The organism is Massilia sp. YIM B02769, from assembly GCF_030411995.1.
In the GTDB taxonomy this organism is placed as follows: domain Bacteria; phylum Pseudomonadota; class Gammaproteobacteria; order Burkholderiales; family Burkholderiaceae_D; genus Telluria.
On sequence record NZ_JASNRC010000006.1, the window covers coordinates 111,671 to 126,608 of the forward strand.

The window sequence follows — 14,938 nt, forward strand, 5'->3', positions numbered from 1 at the left end:
AGGCCGGAGACGATTCAATCACGGCCGCAGGCCGGAGACGATTCAATCACGGCCGCAGGCCGGAGACGATTCAATCACGGCCGCAGGCCGGAGACGATTCAATCACGGCCGCAGGCCGGAGACGATTCAATCACGGCCGCAGGCCGGAGACGATTCAATCACGGCCGCAGGCCGGAGACGATTCAATCACGGCCGCAGGCCGGAGACGATTCAATCACGGCCGCAGGCCGGAGACGATTCAATCACGGCCGCAGGCCGGAGACGATTCAATCACGGCCGCAGGCCGGAGACGATTCAATCACGGCCGCAGGCCGGAGACGATTCAATCACGGCCGCAGGCCGGAGACGATTCAATCACGGCCGCAGGCCGGAGACGATTCAATCACGGCCGCAGGCCGGAGACGATTCAATCACGGCCGCAGGCCGGAGACGATTCAATCACGGCCGCAGGCCGGAGACGATTCAATCACGGCCGCAGGCCGGAGACGATTCAATCACGGCCGCAGGCCGGAGACGATTCAATCACGGCCGCAGGCCGGAGACGATTCAATCACGGCCGCAGGCCGGAGACGATTCAATCACGGCCGCAGGCCGGAGACGATTCAATCACGGCCGCAGGCCGGAGACGATTCAATCACGGCCGCAGGCCGGAGACGATTCAATCACGGCCGCAGGCCGGAGACGATTCAATCACGGCCGCAGGCCGGAGACGATTCAATCACGGCCGCAGGCCGGAGACGATTCAATCACGGCCGCAGGCCGGAGACGATTCAATCACGGCCGCAGGCCGGAGACGATTCAATCACGGCCGCAGGCCGGAGACGATTCAATCACGGCCGCAGGCCGGAGACGATTCAATCACGGCCGCAGGCCGGAGGCGATTCGGTCACGGCTGCAGACCGGAGACGATTCAATCACGGCCGCAGGCCGGAGGCGATTCGGTTACGGCCGCAGGCCGGAGACGATTCGATCACGCCCGCAGGCCGGAAGCGATCCCCCACGGCGCAAGCCGATGGCGATCGCGTTACCCGCGCAGCGCCTTTTCCAGATCATCGAGCTCGGCCGGTTTGACCAAATGCGCATCGAACCCCGCCTCCTGCGCCTTCTTCCGGTCCTCGGGCGAGCCATAGCCGGTGTGCGCCACCAGCCGCGTATGCTTCAGCTCCGGATGCGCCTTGATCATGCGCGCCAGCTCGTAGCCGTCGGCGCCGGGCAGGCCGATGTCGAGCACCATCACCTGCGGCCGGTGTTCCAGCGCCAGCGGCACGATCTGACTGGCGTCGTAGGTGGTCCAGGCCTGGTGGCCCATCTCGGCCAGCAGGAAGCCCATCATCTCCATGGCGTCGATGTTGTCGTCCACCAGCAGCACGCGCAGGCCACCGGCCGGCGCCGCTGCTTCTTCCTGGGCCGCCTGGTCGGCCGCGGCGCCGGTCACGCGCAGCACCGGCAGCTCCACCGTGAACGTGGAACCCATGCCGATGCCGGGACTCTCGGCGCGCAGGGTGCCGCCATGCATCTCGAGCAAACGCGAGACCAGCGACAGGCCGATGCCGAGCCCTTCCGGCGCACGGTCCGGCGGCACCGCCGCCTGGGCGAACATGCCGAAGATGCGCGGCAGGCTGTCGGCGTCGATGCCGATGCCGTTGTCGATCACGGCGATGCGCACATGGTCGCCGTCGACCTTCACTTCCAGGCGGATGCGGCCGCCCTTGGGCGTGAACTTGGCGGCGTTGTGCAGCAGGTTGCCCATCGACTGCGCCAGGCGCACCGGGTCGCCCGCCACCCACACCTGCCCGTCGGGCTGCTGCACCTCCAGGTGGTGCTCGCGCGCCGCGATCAGCGGCCCGGCCGTTTCGATGGCCTGGGCAACCACCGCACCGAGGTTGACTTCCTCGCGGCGCAGCACGATCTTGCCTTCCGAGATGCGGGCGACGTCGAGCAGATCGTCGACCAGATGGGCGAGATGATCGACCTGGCGCAGGATGACTTCGCGCGCGCGCGCCTGGCGGTCCGGGGCGTTTTCGCCGGCGATGCCGAGCAGTGCGGCTGCGTTGCGGATCGGGCTCAGGGGATTGCGCAGCTCGTGCGCCAGCGTCGCCAGGAACTGGTTTTTATTCGCGTCGGCCGCGCGCAGCAGCGCTTCCATCTCCTTGCGCGCGCTGATGTCGCTGGTGACGCGCGCCACGCGGTAGACCTCGCCGCGCGCGTTACGCACCGCGAACACGCGGTCGCGCACCCAGCGCGTGGCGCCGTCCGGCAGCACCAGGCGGAATTCGTCGTCGTAGTACGGCTGCGTCGCCAGCGCCGCCCAGCGCCCCGCCAGGCGCGCGCGGTCTTCGGCGTGCACGGCTTCCAGCCAGCTGCCATGCTTGTTGCGCAGCGACTCGGTGCTGCGCCCGAAGATGGTGGCATAGGCCGGGCTCACATAGGCCAGCACGCCATCCGGCGCCGAGAACATCCAGAACACGTCTTCGATGTTGTCGGTCAGCTGGCGAAATCGCTCCTCGCTCTCGCGCAGCTCGTCCTGGGTCTGGCGCATGCGCAGCAGCGCATTCACGTTGGCGATCAGCTCGTCGGCCTCGATCGGCGCGGCCAGGTAGTTGTCGGCGCCGCCTTCCAGGCCGCGGATCTTGTCGGCGCGGCCGGTCAGCGCGGCCGAGGTCTGCAGCACCAGCACGCAGTTGGTGTCGGGGTCGGACTTGATGCGGCGGCAGACTTCGATGCCGTTGATGTCGGGGAGCTTGACGTCGAGCAGCACCAGCGCCGGGTCTTCTTCGCGCACCATCGCCAGCGCGTCGGTACCGTTGGCCGCTTCCATGACGCGGAAGCCCGCGCTTTGCAGGATGCGGGTCTTGGCGTAGCGGGCGCCGTCGTTGTCGTCGACGTTGAGGATGAGTGTCTGGTTCGCGGTCATGATTCGGTGTCGTCTGCGCCGCCGGTCAGCGCGGCAGGAAAGCGGCGCGGCAGCGTGAGGGTGAAGGTCGAGCCGACGCCGGTCCGGCTGACCACGTCGACGCGCCCGCCGAGCAGGTCGGCCAGGCGCCGGCACAGCGGCAGGCCGAGGCCGGTGCCCTTGATGCGGCGCTGCAGCGGGTGCTCGACCTGGGCGAATTCTTCGAAAATCAGTTGCAGGTGGTCGGGCGCGATGCCGATGCCGGTGTCGGTCACGGCAAACACGATCTCGTCGCTGGCCGCTTCGTCCGAAGCGCTGACGCGCACCGAGCCCTGCTCGGTGAACTTCAGCGCGTTCGAGATGAAGTTGCGCAGGATCTGGGAAATCTTGCCTTCGTCGGACTCGAAGGCATCGAGCACGCCGCCGTTGTCGAACACCAGTTCCACGTGCTCGGAGGTCACCAGCGGTCGCAGCATGCCCTTCAGTGCGCGGAACAGGTTTTCCACGACCACCGGCGCCAGCTGGGTCTCGACCTTGCCGGCCTCGATCTTGGCCAGGTCGAGCAAGTCGTTCACCAGTTCCGACAAGTCGGTGGCGGCGGTTTCGATGAAGCGCACCTGCCGCTCCTGCTCCGGCGTCAGGTCGCCGTCCATGCGGTCGAGCAGGAGCTTCGAGAGCGCGCGGATCGAGGACAGCGGCGTGCGCAGTTCGTGGCTGGTGTTCGACAGGAAGCGCGACTTCATTTCGTCGGCCTTGCGCAGGCGCTCGGCCTTGTCCTCGATCTCGGCGTACAGCGCGACGATGCCGCGATTCGTGTCTTCGAGCTCACGCGTCAGCGACAGCAAATCTTCCTGGCGCTCGCGCAGTTCGGCCAGGGTCTCGACGAGTTCCCGGTTCTGCTGCTGCACTTCCTGCCAGGTGTTCGGCGTGGGTGCGGATGCCAGTTCGGCGCCGATCTGGGCCAGGCGCGCGCTGCTCAGCGGCGGCTGCGGCGGCAGCGCCTTGCGCATCACGACGGCGGTACCGCCGGCGCCGTCGGCAATCTCGCAGGCATCCATCAGGCGGTGCGCGGTGACGATCGCCGGGTCGCCGGCCAGGCCCACCTGCACGCTGGCCAGGTGCGTGCCGGCGTTGATGCTGACTTCGAGCTGCTGGCCGCCACGCAGATCGGCCAGTGCGAATATGGCGCGCGCACCGGGGCCGCCGAGCGAGGCGGCGCGCGCCACTTCGGAAACGGCGGTGGCGATGCGCACCTGGTCCTGCTTCGAGAAGCCGAGCAGATGCGAGACCTGGCGCGCGCGCTGGCGCACCAGCACCACGTCCTGGTCGCTTTCCAGGGCCACGTTCAGGATACGCTGGCTCATGCCCTTCCCTCCCTTCTGCGCACGACGAGCACCATGGCGTCGTCGCGGCGGCGGATATAGTCGCGCATCAGCACCGCCGCGATCAGCGCCGGGCTGTGCCCGAGCAGGCCCGGATACTTGTCCAGGTCCCACTGCGTCTGGATGCCGTCCGAGTGCATGACGACGATGGCGCCGGCCGGGCACGGCGCGCTGAATTCCTGCACCTTGCGCATGTTGTGGCCGACGATGCCGTTGTGCGAGATGAGCGCGCGGCGCACCTCGCCGTCGATTACGCAGGCATTGATGTTGCCGATGCCGGCGAAGCGCACGCTGTCGCCCGCGAAATCGATGCGCGCCGCGGCCAGCGCCGCGCCGCGCGTGACGCGCAGGGCCTGGTGCGAGGAATCGACCAGCTGCGCCGGCTCCGACGTGGGCCGGTGCTGCAGCTCGACGATCGCGGCATGGGCCGCGGCGGCCGCTTCCGGGCCGTGGCCGAGGCCATCGGCGGCGAGCAGGGTCGCCCCCTGCCCATCGCAGGCCACGCCCCAGCCGTCGCCGCAGGCATCCTCGCCGGCCAGCGGCACGGTCAGCGCACCGACCTCGACCCGGCACAGCTCCGGCGCCGCTTCGTCGCGCCACAGGCGCATGAAGAACAGCGCGCCGTCGCCCGGCCGCGAGTAGACATCGAACTCGTTCGAGAGGCGGCGCAGGGCGCCCAGGCCGGTGCCGGCGGTGCCGGCGGTGGACATGCCGTCGCGCAGGCAGGCATCGACGTCGAGGATGCCGGGACCCTTGTCGACCGCCAGCACGTCGACCCCGGGCACGCCTTCGGCCTGAGCCACGTTCAGGTAAATGGTGCCCTCGCCCGCGTGCTTGAGCAGGTTGGTGCCGGCCTCGGTAACGATCAGCGCCAGCTGGCCGGCGCGGGTTTCGCTGAAACCGAGCTCGCCGGCCAGGCGCTGCCCGGCGCGGCGTGCGGCCGCGATGTCGCTGGCGTGGGTGATGGCGAACGACAGCTGGGTATCCAGCGAAGAAATCAGCGTTTCCATTTTACGACCGCGACCGCGGTGCCCTCTCCCACGCGGGTGTCGATCTCGAACTCGTCGACCAGGCGCTTCGAGCCGCTCAGCCCCAGGCCCAGGCCGCCGCCGGTGGTGTAGCCGTCGCGCAGCGCCAGGTCCAGGTCGGGGATGCCGGGACCGTTGTCGACGAACAGCAGGCCGATGCCGTTGCGGAAACCGTCGGCCAGCTTGTCGAGGTGGCAGGCGCCGCCGCCGCCGTACTTGATGGTGTTGCGTCCGAGTTCGCTGGCGGCGGTGACGAGCTTGGTCTGGTCGACCAGCGACAGGCCGATGGCCACCGCACGCTCGCGCACGTGCTTGCGCAGGCCGACCACATCCTCGTCGCCGCGCAACGGCAAGGTGATGCGGTCGGTGCGCAGCCGGGCGTTCAGCTCCAGCAGCTCGGTGTCGAATTCAACTGCGGTTGCAGCGTTCATCTAGTCAGGTTCTTTCCGAGCAGGGCCATACCCTTCTCGACGTTCAGCGCCGTCTTGACGCCATGCAGGGTCAGGCCCAGCTCGACCAGGGTAATCGCGACGGCCGGCTGCATGCCGACCACCACGGTCTGGGCGTCGAGCACGCGCGCCATCGCCGCCGTATTGCTGATCATACGCCCGATGAAGGAATCGACCAGGTCGAGCGCGGAGATGTCGATCAGCACGCCCTTGGCGCCGTCGCTGACGATGCGCTCGGTGAGGTCGTCCTGCAGGGTCATGGCCAGGCGGTCGTGCATGTCGACCTGGATGGTGACCAGCAGCAGGTCACCCATCCGCAGAATAGGAATGCGTTCCATCGCTTAGGCCTTGGCGATCAGCGCGGTGCCGGTGCGCTCGAGCGCCACGACGAAGGCGTCGGCCAGGGTGGCCTTGGTGATCACGTCTTCGAGATTGACGCCCAGGTGCACGATGGTCTGCGCGATTTGAGGACGGATGCCGCTGATGATGCAGTCGGCGCCCATCAGGCGCGCGGCGGCGATGGTCTTCATCAGGTGCTGGGCCACCAGGGTGTCGACGGTCGGCACGCCGGTGATGTCGATGATGGCGATGATGGCGCCGGTGTCGACGATCTTTTGCAGGATGTTTTCCATCACCACCTGGGTGCGCGCCGAATCCAGGGTGCCGATCAGCGGCAGCGCCAGGATGCCGTTCCACAGCTTCACGACCGGGGTCGACAGCTCCAGCAGTTCCTGCTGCTGGCGCACGATGATCTGGTCTTTCGCTTTCTGGAAGACTTCGATGGTGTACAGGCCGAGCTTGTCGAGCAGGGTGCTGATCGACCACGACGCGGCGGCCAGGGCTTCCGGTTCGGCGGCGAAGCCGGCACTCATCTGGGCGAAGATCGGCTGCTTCAGCGAGAACACGAACGTGGCGGTTTCGCTCGGGGTCGAGCCCGACTTGGCGCGGCTGGACGAGATCTCGGCCAGCAAATCGCGCACTTCATCCCACGAACGGTGGTCGACGTTTTCCAGCTCGCCACCGCGGGTGGCGGCAGCAAAGGCAGCCAGGAACTGCTGGCAATGGCCGCGTAGTTGCGCCTTCGAGCTGGCAGTGCCGCGCACGGTCAGCGCCTCGAGCTGCGCAATCCATTGCGAGCCGATCTCGGCTTCGTGTTCCTGGATGAGCTGGCTGATGCGGGCGGCGTTGTCCTTCGTGGTCATCTCTTCGTCCTTGGTAGGTAGGTTTGGCGTAGTGGTCCGGAACCGTGTGCGCAAGCGCGGCGCACCGCTCCCATGATTGGAAAAATGGCCAACTATAACATCTATTTAACTTTCACCACGGCACGGTTGTGCATACGAAAAAGCGCGGAGATACACAATTGACAGGCTGTTTTTTATTCCGCTGCGAGCGCGCTCAAGATGGCCTCGTCCGGGAAGGCCGTCACGCGCCAGCGCGGCAACTGGAACCCTTCCTCGCGCACCATCAAGTGGCCGGCGGCGGCAACCAGGTCGGCCCAGGCGACATTCCAGCGCCGCCCTTCCCGGCCCGGCTCGTCGAGGTAGCCGAGCACGATGCGGTCGGTCTCGGGCAGCAACGCCTCGACGCCGGCGGTCCAGGTCGACACACTGAAGATACGCTCCTCCTCGCCCTTTACCAGCATGTAGGTGGCAACGAAAACATCGGTTCCGTCCTGCTCGTAGCGCTGGTCGAGCAAGCCCTTCTGCTCGGCGTAGTCTTCCTGCAGCGCCACGCGCCGCAAATCGGCCAGCTTGCGCGCCACTTCCTCGTCCGCCGGGACGTAGGGAACCGCCTTGCCGTCGACGTATTCGTACATCAGGGTCGACACGCGCCGCCCCTCGGTCTGGATCGCCGACTGCGCATAGGTCACCAGGGTCAGCAAGTCGTCGCGGTCGTGCGAGGCCGACAGCAGCATGCGCCCGCGCGTCGGGATCATCACGACCGGATGCTGGCCGGCCACGCGGTGCACCAGGTCGGGCAGCAGGATGCGCGAGGAATCGTAGGCGTCGTTCCAGTCGCTGGCGTACAGGTTGGCGCCCAGCTGGACGAATTGTTCGGCCGCCAGGTCGCGCAGGTTGTCGAGGGCGATGGCGTGGGCGGTTTCCTTGGACACGCCCCATTTGTCGAGCTGGCTGGTGTCGAGGATGCGGGTCAGGTGCTCGGTGTCCCAGGCCAGCAGCATCACGGTATCGAGGCTGAAGTCGTTTACTGCGAAGCCGGTGTTCGGGGCGGCCCCGGTGGCCAGCGGGCCGAGTTGGGCGGCCTGGAGGAAGGCGCCGGTGCGCAGCACGGGCAGCAGCTTGCGTTTTGCGCCCTCGAAGGTGTCCGGGATATCGGTCTGGACGAACAGGTTCGAATACTTGTCCACCACGGCGCGGCGCCCGGCGCGCGAGGCCTGGCAATAGTCGTGGTAGAAGTTGTGCAGGTTGACGGCGCCGCTTTCGGCGCCCGGCATCAGGATGCGGAAGTTGGTTGCGTCGAATTCCATCGGGCCTTGAAAACCGCGCTCCCTGGCGGCCCCCATGGCGATCTGCGCGAATTTTTCAGGCGAGGGCTTGCGGAAGAAAAGGTCGAGGATTCCCACTGTGTGCTCCGAGATGGCGATAGCTCGGCAGTGTAGAGGGCTGGCGTAGCGGCGTCCATCGATCAATCGTGCGTGCTCAGCTCCGGATCATTCGCAAGGCTGCAGATTCCGGATCAATCGCGCTGTAACCGGCTCCGGATCAATCGTGCTGCAATCCGTACGGTGGGCACCCCGTGCCCACGCGGTTACGTGCGCGTCCTTTCTCCGGCGGCCGTGACTATTCGCCCGCCGGCTCGACACCTGGATACAAGCGCTAGCGAGACGCTTTTTGATGCGCTGCGAAGACGCGGCAATATCGATCAAACGAACGCCAACAATGATCATCGTTCCGCGTGGGCACGGCGTGCCCACCGTACGGTTACCGCCGCCGGTCATTGCCGATGCACCGAGCGCCCATAAAAAAACCGCCAGGCTCACGCACTGGCGGTTTTCATTATTGAAGCGGCGAACCGCTCCCGATACGACTTACTGCGCCGCAGCCTCAGCCGGATCAGCCGCCTTCATCGACAGCTTCAGGCGACCACGCTCGTCGGTCTCCAGCACCTTCACGCGCACCTGCTGGCCTTCCTTCAGGTAATCGGCAACCGCGTTCACACGCTCGTTGGCGATCTGCGAGATGTGCAGCAGGCCGTCCTTGCCCGGCATGACTTGCACGATCGCGCCGAAGTCCAGCAGCTTGAGCACGGTGCCGTCGTAGGTCTTGCCCACTTCGACCGATGCGGTCAGCTCTTCGATGCGGCGCTTGGCTTCCTGGCCGGCAGCGGCGTCGACCGAGGCGATGGTCACGATGCCTTCGTCGGTGATGTCGATCTGGGTGCCGGTTTCTTCGGTCAGCGCGCGGATGACAGCGCCGCCCTTGCCGATCACGTCGCGGATCTTCTCAGGGTTGATCTTGATGGTGATCAGGCGCGGTGCGAAGTCCGACAGCTCGGTCTTCACGGTCGGCACGGCCTTCTGCATTTCGGCCAGGATGTGCTGGCGGCCTTCCTTGGCTTGCGCCAGCGCCACCTGCATGATTTCCTTGGTGATGCCCTGGATCTTGATGTCCATCTGCAGCGCGGTGATGCCCTGCGCGGTGCCGGCGACCTTGAAGTCCATGTCGCCCAGGTGGTCTTCGTCACCCAGGATGTCGGTCAGGACCGCGAACTTGCCGCCTTCCTTGATCAGGCCCATGGCGATGCCGGCGACGTGCGCCTTCATCGGCACGCCGGCGTCCATCAGTGCCAGGCAGCCGCCGCAGACCGATGCCATCGACGAGGAACCGTTCGATTCGGTGATTTCCGACACCAGGCGCACCGAGTACGAGAACTCTTCCGGCGATGGCAGCGCTGCAACGAGTGCGCGCTTGGCCAGGCGGCCGTGGCCGATTTCGCGGCGCTTCGGGGTGCCCACGCGGCCGGTTTCGCCGGTAGCGAACGGAGGCATGTTGTAGTGCATCATGAAGTCGTCGGTGTACTCGCCCATCAGCGCGTCGATCTTCTGGCTGTCGCGTGCGGTGCCGAGGGTGGCGATGACCAGCGCCTGGGTTTCGCCGCGGGTGAACAGGGCCGAGCCGTGGGTACGCGGCAGGACGCTGGTGCGGATCGAGATCGGACGCACGGTGCGGGTGTCGCGGCCGTCGATGCGCGGCTCGCCTTCCAGGATCTGCGAACGAACGACCTTGGCTTCCATGTCGAACAAAATGTTGCCGACTTCGGCGGCGTCGGCCTGCACGCCCTGCTCGCTAAGTGCGGCCAGGACTTCGTTTGAGAGCGACTTCAGCTTTTGCTGGCGCGCCGATTTTTCGCGGGTCTGGTAGGCGTCGCGGATTTTCGCGTCGGCCAGGGCGGCCACTTGGCCGATCAGGACTTCGTTCTTGGCCGGGGCGGTCCACTCGACTTCCGGCTTGCCGCCTTCGGCCACCAGGTCGTGGATGGCGTCGATGACGGCGCGCATCTGGTCGTGGCCGTAGACGACCGCGCCCAGCATGATTTCTTCCGACAGTTGCTGGGCTTCCGATTCCACCATCAGGACGGCGGTTTCGGTACCGGCAACGACCAGGTCCATCTGCGAGGTCTTCAGCTGGGTGGTGGTCGGGTTCAGGATGAACTGGCCGTTGGCGTAGCCGACGCGGGCGGCGCCGATCGGGCCGCTGAACGGGATGCCCGACACTGCCAGGGCAGCCGAGGCGCCGATCATGGCCGGGATGTCCGGATCGATCTCAGGGTTGACCGACAGCACGTGGATGATGACCTGGACTTCGTTCAGGTAGCCTTCCGGGAACAGCGGGCGGATCGGACGGTCGATCAGGCGCGAGGTGAGGGTTTCCTTTTCGGAAGGACGGCCTTCGCGCTTGAAGAAACCGCCCGGGATTTTACCGGCTGCGTACGTTTTTTCGATGTAGTCGACGGTCAGGGGGAAGAAGTCCTGGCCTGGCTTCGCGTCTTTTTTCGCGACCACGGTGGCCAGCACGACGGTGTCTTCGACCGAGACGATGACGGCACCGGATGCCTGACGGGCGATTTCACCGGTTTCCAGGGTGACGGTGTGTTGGCCGTACTGGAAGGTTTTCGTAACTTTATTAAACATGGGTAATCCCTTTCTATTTGCCGACAGATTTTCAGGAGCTGTCGTTCACCTCATTACTGACGCCCGGACAGCGGCGTATTTACTTCAAACTGCGAACGGCTGAAACAAAAAATGCCCGCGTCAGCAACACTGGCGCAGGCATTTCATCGTTAAACCGACTGGCGCAAAGATTACTTACGCAGGCCGAGTTTGGCGATCAGGTCACGGTAACGGTTCAGGTCTTTGCCCTTCAGGTAAGCCAGCAGGCTCTTACGACGGTTGACCATCATGATCAGGCCGCGGCGCGAGTGGTGGTCTTTCTGGTGGGCTTTGAAGTGGCCGTTCAGTTCGTTGATGCGTGCGGTCAGCAGTGCAACTTGCACTTCCGGCGAACCGGTGTCGTTCTGGCCACGAGCGTTGTCCGCGATGATCGCGGCTTTGTTGATGTTTTCTACGGACATGATGTTACCTTTCACATGCGGTGCAAGAGTCGGAACCCAGCGCACCGTGATTGTTCATAAGCCTGCCCAAAACGGACAGACCCGCCAGTATATGCGAAAACAGTTGGCATCACCAGCGTTTACCGCCGCGAAGCTGGGGCATCATGGAGTCCTCAGCCATTTTGCGAGGTGAATGATGCACAAAATGATAAAGATGGCAATGTTATGTGCGGCAATCGTGCTGGCCGGCTGCGTCGGTCCTTTCATGCGCGAAGTGCCGAACCCGGGCGAACCGGTGGCCGCCGTCACCGCCAAGCTGGGCCAGCCCACGGGCAGCTACCCTGCCCCGGACGGCGGCCGGATGCTCGAATACGCCACCGGGCCGATGGGGCAATTTACCTGGATGGCGCGCATCGGGCCGGATGGGCGATTGGTGTCGTACGAGCAGGTGCTTACCGGGGAAAAGTTCGCGACGATCAAGATCGACAAGGCCACCAAGGCCGACGTGCTGAGCACCATCGGCCGCCCGGCGGAGCGCTCGGGCGTGGCCATGCACAACTACGAAGTCTGGTCTTACCGTTACAAGGAAGCCGGCGTCTGGAACTCGCTGATGCACGTGCACTTCGACCAGGCCGGCGTGGTGCGCATGATGCAGAACGGACCCGATCCGATGTTCGAGCCGCGCGAACGCTTCAGCTGGTAAGCGGCTGCCCTGGAGCCAGGCGCTTAGCGGGCAACAGGCTGGCGGCCGCCGTCGCTGCGCACGAACGCTTCCACCGCGTCGAGCGTCGGCGCCAGCGTGTGCAGCGAGCGCGAGAGCGATGCGACCAGGGTGGCGTGGTTGACGCCGTCGTAGTACAGCTCGCGCACCGGCACATGTTTTTCGCGCAGGCGCGTGGCCAGGGCGCCGGTATTGCGCACCGGGTTGACCGTCTTGTCCTCGTAGGCGGCAATCAGGAGGGCCGGCGGCGCGCCGGCGCTGACGTGCTGCACCGGCTGCGAATCCGGCGGCGTGTCGGGATAGTTGAATACCGGACGCGTGGTCTTGTTCTGCACCGGGAGGAAGTCGTAGGGGCCGGCCAGGCCGATCCAGCCGCGCAGCGACTCCGGCTTGACGCCCTGCTTGCCGAGCCAGCGCGCGTCGAGCGCCAGCATCGCGGCATTGTAGGCGCCGGCGCTGTGGCCCATCACGAAGACCCGCTTCGGGTCGCCGCCGTAGTTGCCGATCTCGCGCTCGGTCCACGCCACGGCCTGGGCGGCATCGTCGAGGAAGTCGGGATAGCGCGCTTCCGGATACAGCCGGTAATCGGGCACGACCACCACGAAGCCGCGCTTGGCCAGCGCCTGGCCGACAAAAGCATAGTCCTCGCGCTTGCCGCTTACCCAGTTACCTCCGTAAAAGAAGACGATGACCGGCGCCGTGCCGGCGTTGTTCGCGGGCTGGTAGATGTCGAGCTTGTTGCGCTCGCCCTTGCCATAGTGGATGGCCTGGGTGGCGCGCGCGTCGCCGTCGGGCGATACCGCGTTCACCAGTTTCAGGGGCGAGCAGGCGGACAGGGTGGCAGCCAGGAGTGCGAGGGCCAGGACAGGCAGGACGGTTGCAGGTCGGAACATGGTGTCGCCAATACGGAAAGATGAGTCCAGTATATCCCGCTGGCATCGGTTTTCCGCGCACCCAAGGCATCTTATTTAGAACCTGTCTCGGTAGGAGGGAGGAAGTTGATGACGATGCATGACGAGCGCGGGCAAGGCGCGAGGAGGCCGCATGGCGAGCCATGCAACGACGAGCAACGCAGTACCCGCTTGTCAGGCGCGTCAGAAACGACTCGCTCCTACCGAGATAGGTTCTTACAGCCCGGACAGCCACGCACTTTCGCCCTATACTGTTGCGTTATGGATAACACATACGCACTGCCGCCAGGGCTGCGGCCACGCCATGCCACCGGGATCGGCATCTCGCTGGCCGTGCACGCCTCGCTGCTGGCCATGTGGCAGATGTCGCGCCCGGTTCCCGCGCCCGACGACTGGACACCGGAAACCATGGTGCTGCGGCTCTTGCCTGAACCTGCACCGAAGCCTGCCCCTGCGCCGCAGGACCCGGTGGCCGTGGCGGCGCCGCGCGCCCTTGCCGGTTCGCATGCGCCGAGCGCGGCCAGGAAGGCGCCTGCGCCCATGGCCGCCCCGGCGCCGGCCATGCAGGCGGCGGTTTCCGAGCAGGACGCTGCCGAACCGGAGCCGGCTGTGCCCGGCGAGGCCCCTGCCCCGCCCGCATCCGGCAGCATGCTGGAACGTGCCCGAGCGATCGCCGGCGGCGCCGACCGCGCCATGCGCAAGGAACATCCGACGCGCGGCATCTTGGCGCCAGTCGTGACGCCGCAGATGAAGCTGCAAAAAGGAATTGTTAGGGCGAACGAACTGGCGCCCAACAAATGGTATGAGGCGCCGAAGACCGAGGAAGTCCTCGATCCCAGCCATTACGACCGCCGGCGCTACCGGATCGTCGGGGCGAGGGGCACCTATTGCGTGACCTACGAATCCCACCATGCGCCCGACGGTCTCGATACGATGCGCGATGGCATCAAACCGAAGAAGACGACTTGCGACCCCGATTGGTCGCCGCCAACTGCCCAGAAATGGAACTGAACAGTTGACATAAAAACGGCGCGTATCGCACGCGCCGTTTTGCATCAAGCCGGGCTCAGCGGCGCGGTGTGTCGTCGAGCGGATCGTCGTCCGTCGGGATGATGCTGACCGGCTTGCCCTTGGCACGCTGCAGCACATACACCGCATAGCCCGACAGGCCGTACAGCACGAAGATCGGCCACAGCACCTTGGTCGGGTCGCTCGCCACCAGCGCAAACGCCAGCACGATCAGGAACACGACGATGAAGGGCACCGACTTGCGGAAGTTCACGTCCTTGAAGCTGTAGAACGGCACGTTCGAAACCATGGTCAGGCCGGCGAACACGGCGATGCACCAGCTCACCCAGTCGACCTGGCGTGCGCTGATGTTGATGTCCGGGTCGGTCATGAACATGATGAAGCCGACCACCAGGGCCGCCGCCGCCGGGCTGGGCAAGCCCTGGAAGAAGCGTTTATCGACGACTTCGCTATTCGTGTTGAAGCGGGCCAGACGCAGCGCCGCGCCGGCGCAGTAGACAAAGGCCGCGATCCAGCCGAGTTTACCGAGGCCGCGCAGCGACCATTCGTAGATCACCAGCGCCGGCGCCGCGCCGAACGACACCATGTCGGACAGCGAGTCGTACTGGGCGCCGAACTCGGACTGGGTATTCGTCAGGCGCGCCACGCGGCCGTCCAGGCCGTCGAGCACCATCGCCACGAACACGGCCCAGCAGGCGTAGTCGAAACGCTGGTTCATCGCCATCACGATCGCATAAAAACCGCAGAACAGGGCGCCGGTGGTAAAGGCGTTCGGCAGCAGGTAGATGCCACGTCCGCGCTGCCCCTGTTTATCCTCGGCCCGGCGGCCGAAGCGCCTGAGGCGGGAGAATCGTGGCGCGCGCGGCGCCCCTCCGTTTTTTTTGCGTCGTGGGAAGGCTGGCATAGTTGTCCGTATTCAAAGCTGCGCGATCGAGCGCCGTTCCCTGCATTATA

General features: G+C 65.7%; 13 protein-coding genes. 2 read left to right on the plus strand and 11 right to left on the minus strand.

Annotated elements, in window-relative coordinates; translation table 11 throughout:
- Positions 1-1,024 precede the first annotated feature (1,024 nt).
- The 9 genes from QPK31_RS11190 to rpsO form a co-directional block, all read right to left on the minus strand.
- Positions 1,025-2,914, minus strand: coding sequence for a response regulator (locus tag QPK31_RS11190; RefSeq protein ID WP_290423019.1), 1,890 nt, complete (start codon positions 2,912-2,914; stop codon positions 1,025-1,027).
- Positions 2,911-4,257 carry a sensor histidine kinase gene (locus QPK31_RS11195; protein ID WP_290423020.1) on the minus strand — a complete coding sequence of 449 codons (1,347 nt, stop codon included), beginning with the start codon at positions 4,255-4,257 and terminating at the stop codon, positions 2,911-2,913. Before QPK31_RS11195 ends, QPK31_RS11190 begins: the two co-directional genes overlap by 4 nt.
- Entirely contained in the window at positions 4,254-5,285 is a 1,032-nt protein-coding gene (locus tag QPK31_RS11200) for an ATP-binding SpoIIE family protein phosphatase (RefSeq protein ID WP_290423021.1), read from the minus strand. Before QPK31_RS11200 ends, QPK31_RS11195 begins: the two co-directional genes overlap by 4 nt.
- Positions 5,273-5,734, minus strand: a complete 462-nt coding sequence (locus QPK31_RS11205; protein WP_290423022.1) for an anti-sigma regulatory factor — start codon at positions 5,732-5,734, stop codon at positions 5,273-5,275. The genes QPK31_RS11200 and QPK31_RS11205 overlap by 13 nt, the downstream gene beginning before the upstream one ends.
- Positions 5,731-6,090, minus strand: a complete 360-nt coding sequence (locus QPK31_RS11210) for an STAS domain-containing protein (RefSeq protein WP_290423023.1) — start codon at positions 6,088-6,090, stop codon at positions 5,731-5,733. Before QPK31_RS11210 ends, QPK31_RS11205 begins: the two co-directional genes overlap by 4 nt.
- A gap of 3 nt (positions 6,091-6,093) precedes the next feature.
- Entirely contained in the window at positions 6,094-6,954 is an 861-nt protein-coding gene (locus QPK31_RS11215) for an STAS domain-containing protein (RefSeq protein ID WP_290423024.1), read from the minus strand.
- 173 nt (positions 6,955-7,127) lie between these two features.
- Entirely contained in the window at positions 7,128-8,336 is a 1,209-nt protein-coding gene (locus QPK31_RS11220) for a DUF1444 family protein (protein WP_290423025.1), read from the minus strand.
- Between the two features lie 465 nt (positions 8,337-8,801).
- Positions 8,802-10,904 (minus strand): polyribonucleotide nucleotidyltransferase, encoded by a 2,103-nt coding sequence (pnp, locus tag QPK31_RS11225; RefSeq protein ID WP_290423026.1) that lies wholly within the window; start codon positions 10,902-10,904, stop codon positions 8,802-8,804.
- A 170-nt stretch (positions 10,905-11,074) separates the two neighbouring features.
- Positions 11,075-11,344 carry a 30S ribosomal protein S15 gene (rpsO, locus tag QPK31_RS11230; protein ID WP_020652995.1) on the minus strand — a complete coding sequence of 90 codons (270 nt, stop codon included), beginning with the start codon at positions 11,342-11,344 and terminating at the stop codon, positions 11,075-11,077.
- A gap of 184 nt (positions 11,345-11,528) precedes the next feature.
- Here rpsO and QPK31_RS11235 point away from each other — a divergent pair, with 184 nt between their 5' ends.
- The gene (locus QPK31_RS11235; RefSeq protein ID WP_290423027.1) at positions 11,529-12,026 is read left to right on the plus strand and encodes a hypothetical protein; all 498 of its coding nucleotides are present in this window, start codon (positions 11,529-11,531) and stop codon (positions 12,024-12,026) included.
- A gap of 23 nt (positions 12,027-12,049) precedes the next feature.
- Here the strand turns inward: QPK31_RS11235 and QPK31_RS11240 are convergent, their stop codons facing one another.
- Positions 12,050-12,937, minus strand: coding sequence for an alpha/beta hydrolase (locus QPK31_RS11240; protein WP_290423028.1), 888 nt, complete (start codon positions 12,935-12,937; stop codon positions 12,050-12,052).
- A 279-nt stretch (positions 12,938-13,216) separates the two neighbouring features.
- Between QPK31_RS11240 and QPK31_RS11245 the strand changes: the two genes are divergently transcribed.
- On the plus strand, positions 13,217-13,966 hold the full coding sequence (locus QPK31_RS11245) for a hypothetical protein (protein WP_290423029.1): 750 nt from the start codon (positions 13,217-13,219) through the stop codon (positions 13,964-13,966).
- Between the two features lie 55 nt (positions 13,967-14,021).
- Here QPK31_RS11245 and pssA read toward each other — a convergent pair whose 3' ends face one another.
- Positions 14,022-14,888 carry a CDP-diacylglycerol--serine O-phosphatidyltransferase gene (pssA, locus tag QPK31_RS11250; protein WP_290423030.1) on the minus strand — a complete coding sequence of 289 codons (867 nt, stop codon included), beginning with the start codon at positions 14,886-14,888 and terminating at the stop codon, positions 14,022-14,024.
- Positions 14,889-14,938 lie beyond the last annotated feature (50 nt).

Coding starts and splice junctions, on each gene's coding strand:
- QPK31_RS11210 (WP_290423023.1), bottom strand. CDS start 6,090: ATGGAACGCATTCCTATTCTGCGGATGGGTGACCTGCTGCTGGTCACC.
- QPK31_RS11245 (WP_290423029.1), top strand. CDS start 13,217: ATGGATAACACATACGCACTGCCGCCAGGGCTGCGGCCACGCCATGCC.
- pssA (WP_290423030.1), bottom strand. CDS start 14,888: ATGCCAGCCTTCCCACGACGCAAAAAAAACGGAGGGGCGCCGCGCGCG.
- QPK31_RS11190 (WP_290423019.1), bottom strand. CDS start 2,914: ATGACCGCGAACCAGACACTCATCCTCAACGTCGACGACAACGACGGC.
- pnp (WP_290423026.1), bottom strand. CDS start 10,904: ATGTTTAATAAAGTTACGAAAACCTTCCAGTACGGCCAACACACCGTC.
- QPK31_RS11195 (WP_290423020.1), bottom strand. CDS start 4,257: ATGAGCCAGCGTATCCTGAACGTGGCCCTGGAAAGCGACCAGGACGTG.
- QPK31_RS11205 (WP_290423022.1), bottom strand. CDS start 5,734: ATGAACGCTGCAACCGCAGTTGAATTCGACACCGAGCTGCTGGAGCTG.
- QPK31_RS11235 (WP_290423027.1), top strand. CDS start 11,529: ATGATAAAGATGGCAATGTTATGTGCGGCAATCGTGCTGGCCGGCTGC.
- rpsO (WP_020652995.1), bottom strand. CDS start 11,344: ATGTCCGTAGAAAACATCAACAAAGCCGCGATCATCGCGGACAACGCT.
- QPK31_RS11215 (WP_290423024.1), bottom strand. CDS start 6,954: ATGACCACGAAGGACAACGCCGCCCGCATCAGCCAGCTCATCCAGGAA.
- QPK31_RS11200 (WP_290423021.1), bottom strand. CDS start 5,285: ATGGAAACGCTGATTTCTTCGCTGGATACCCAGCTGTCGTTCGCCATC.
- QPK31_RS11240 (WP_290423028.1), bottom strand. CDS start 12,937: ATGTTCCGACCTGCAACCGTCCTGCCTGTCCTGGCCCTCGCACTCCTG.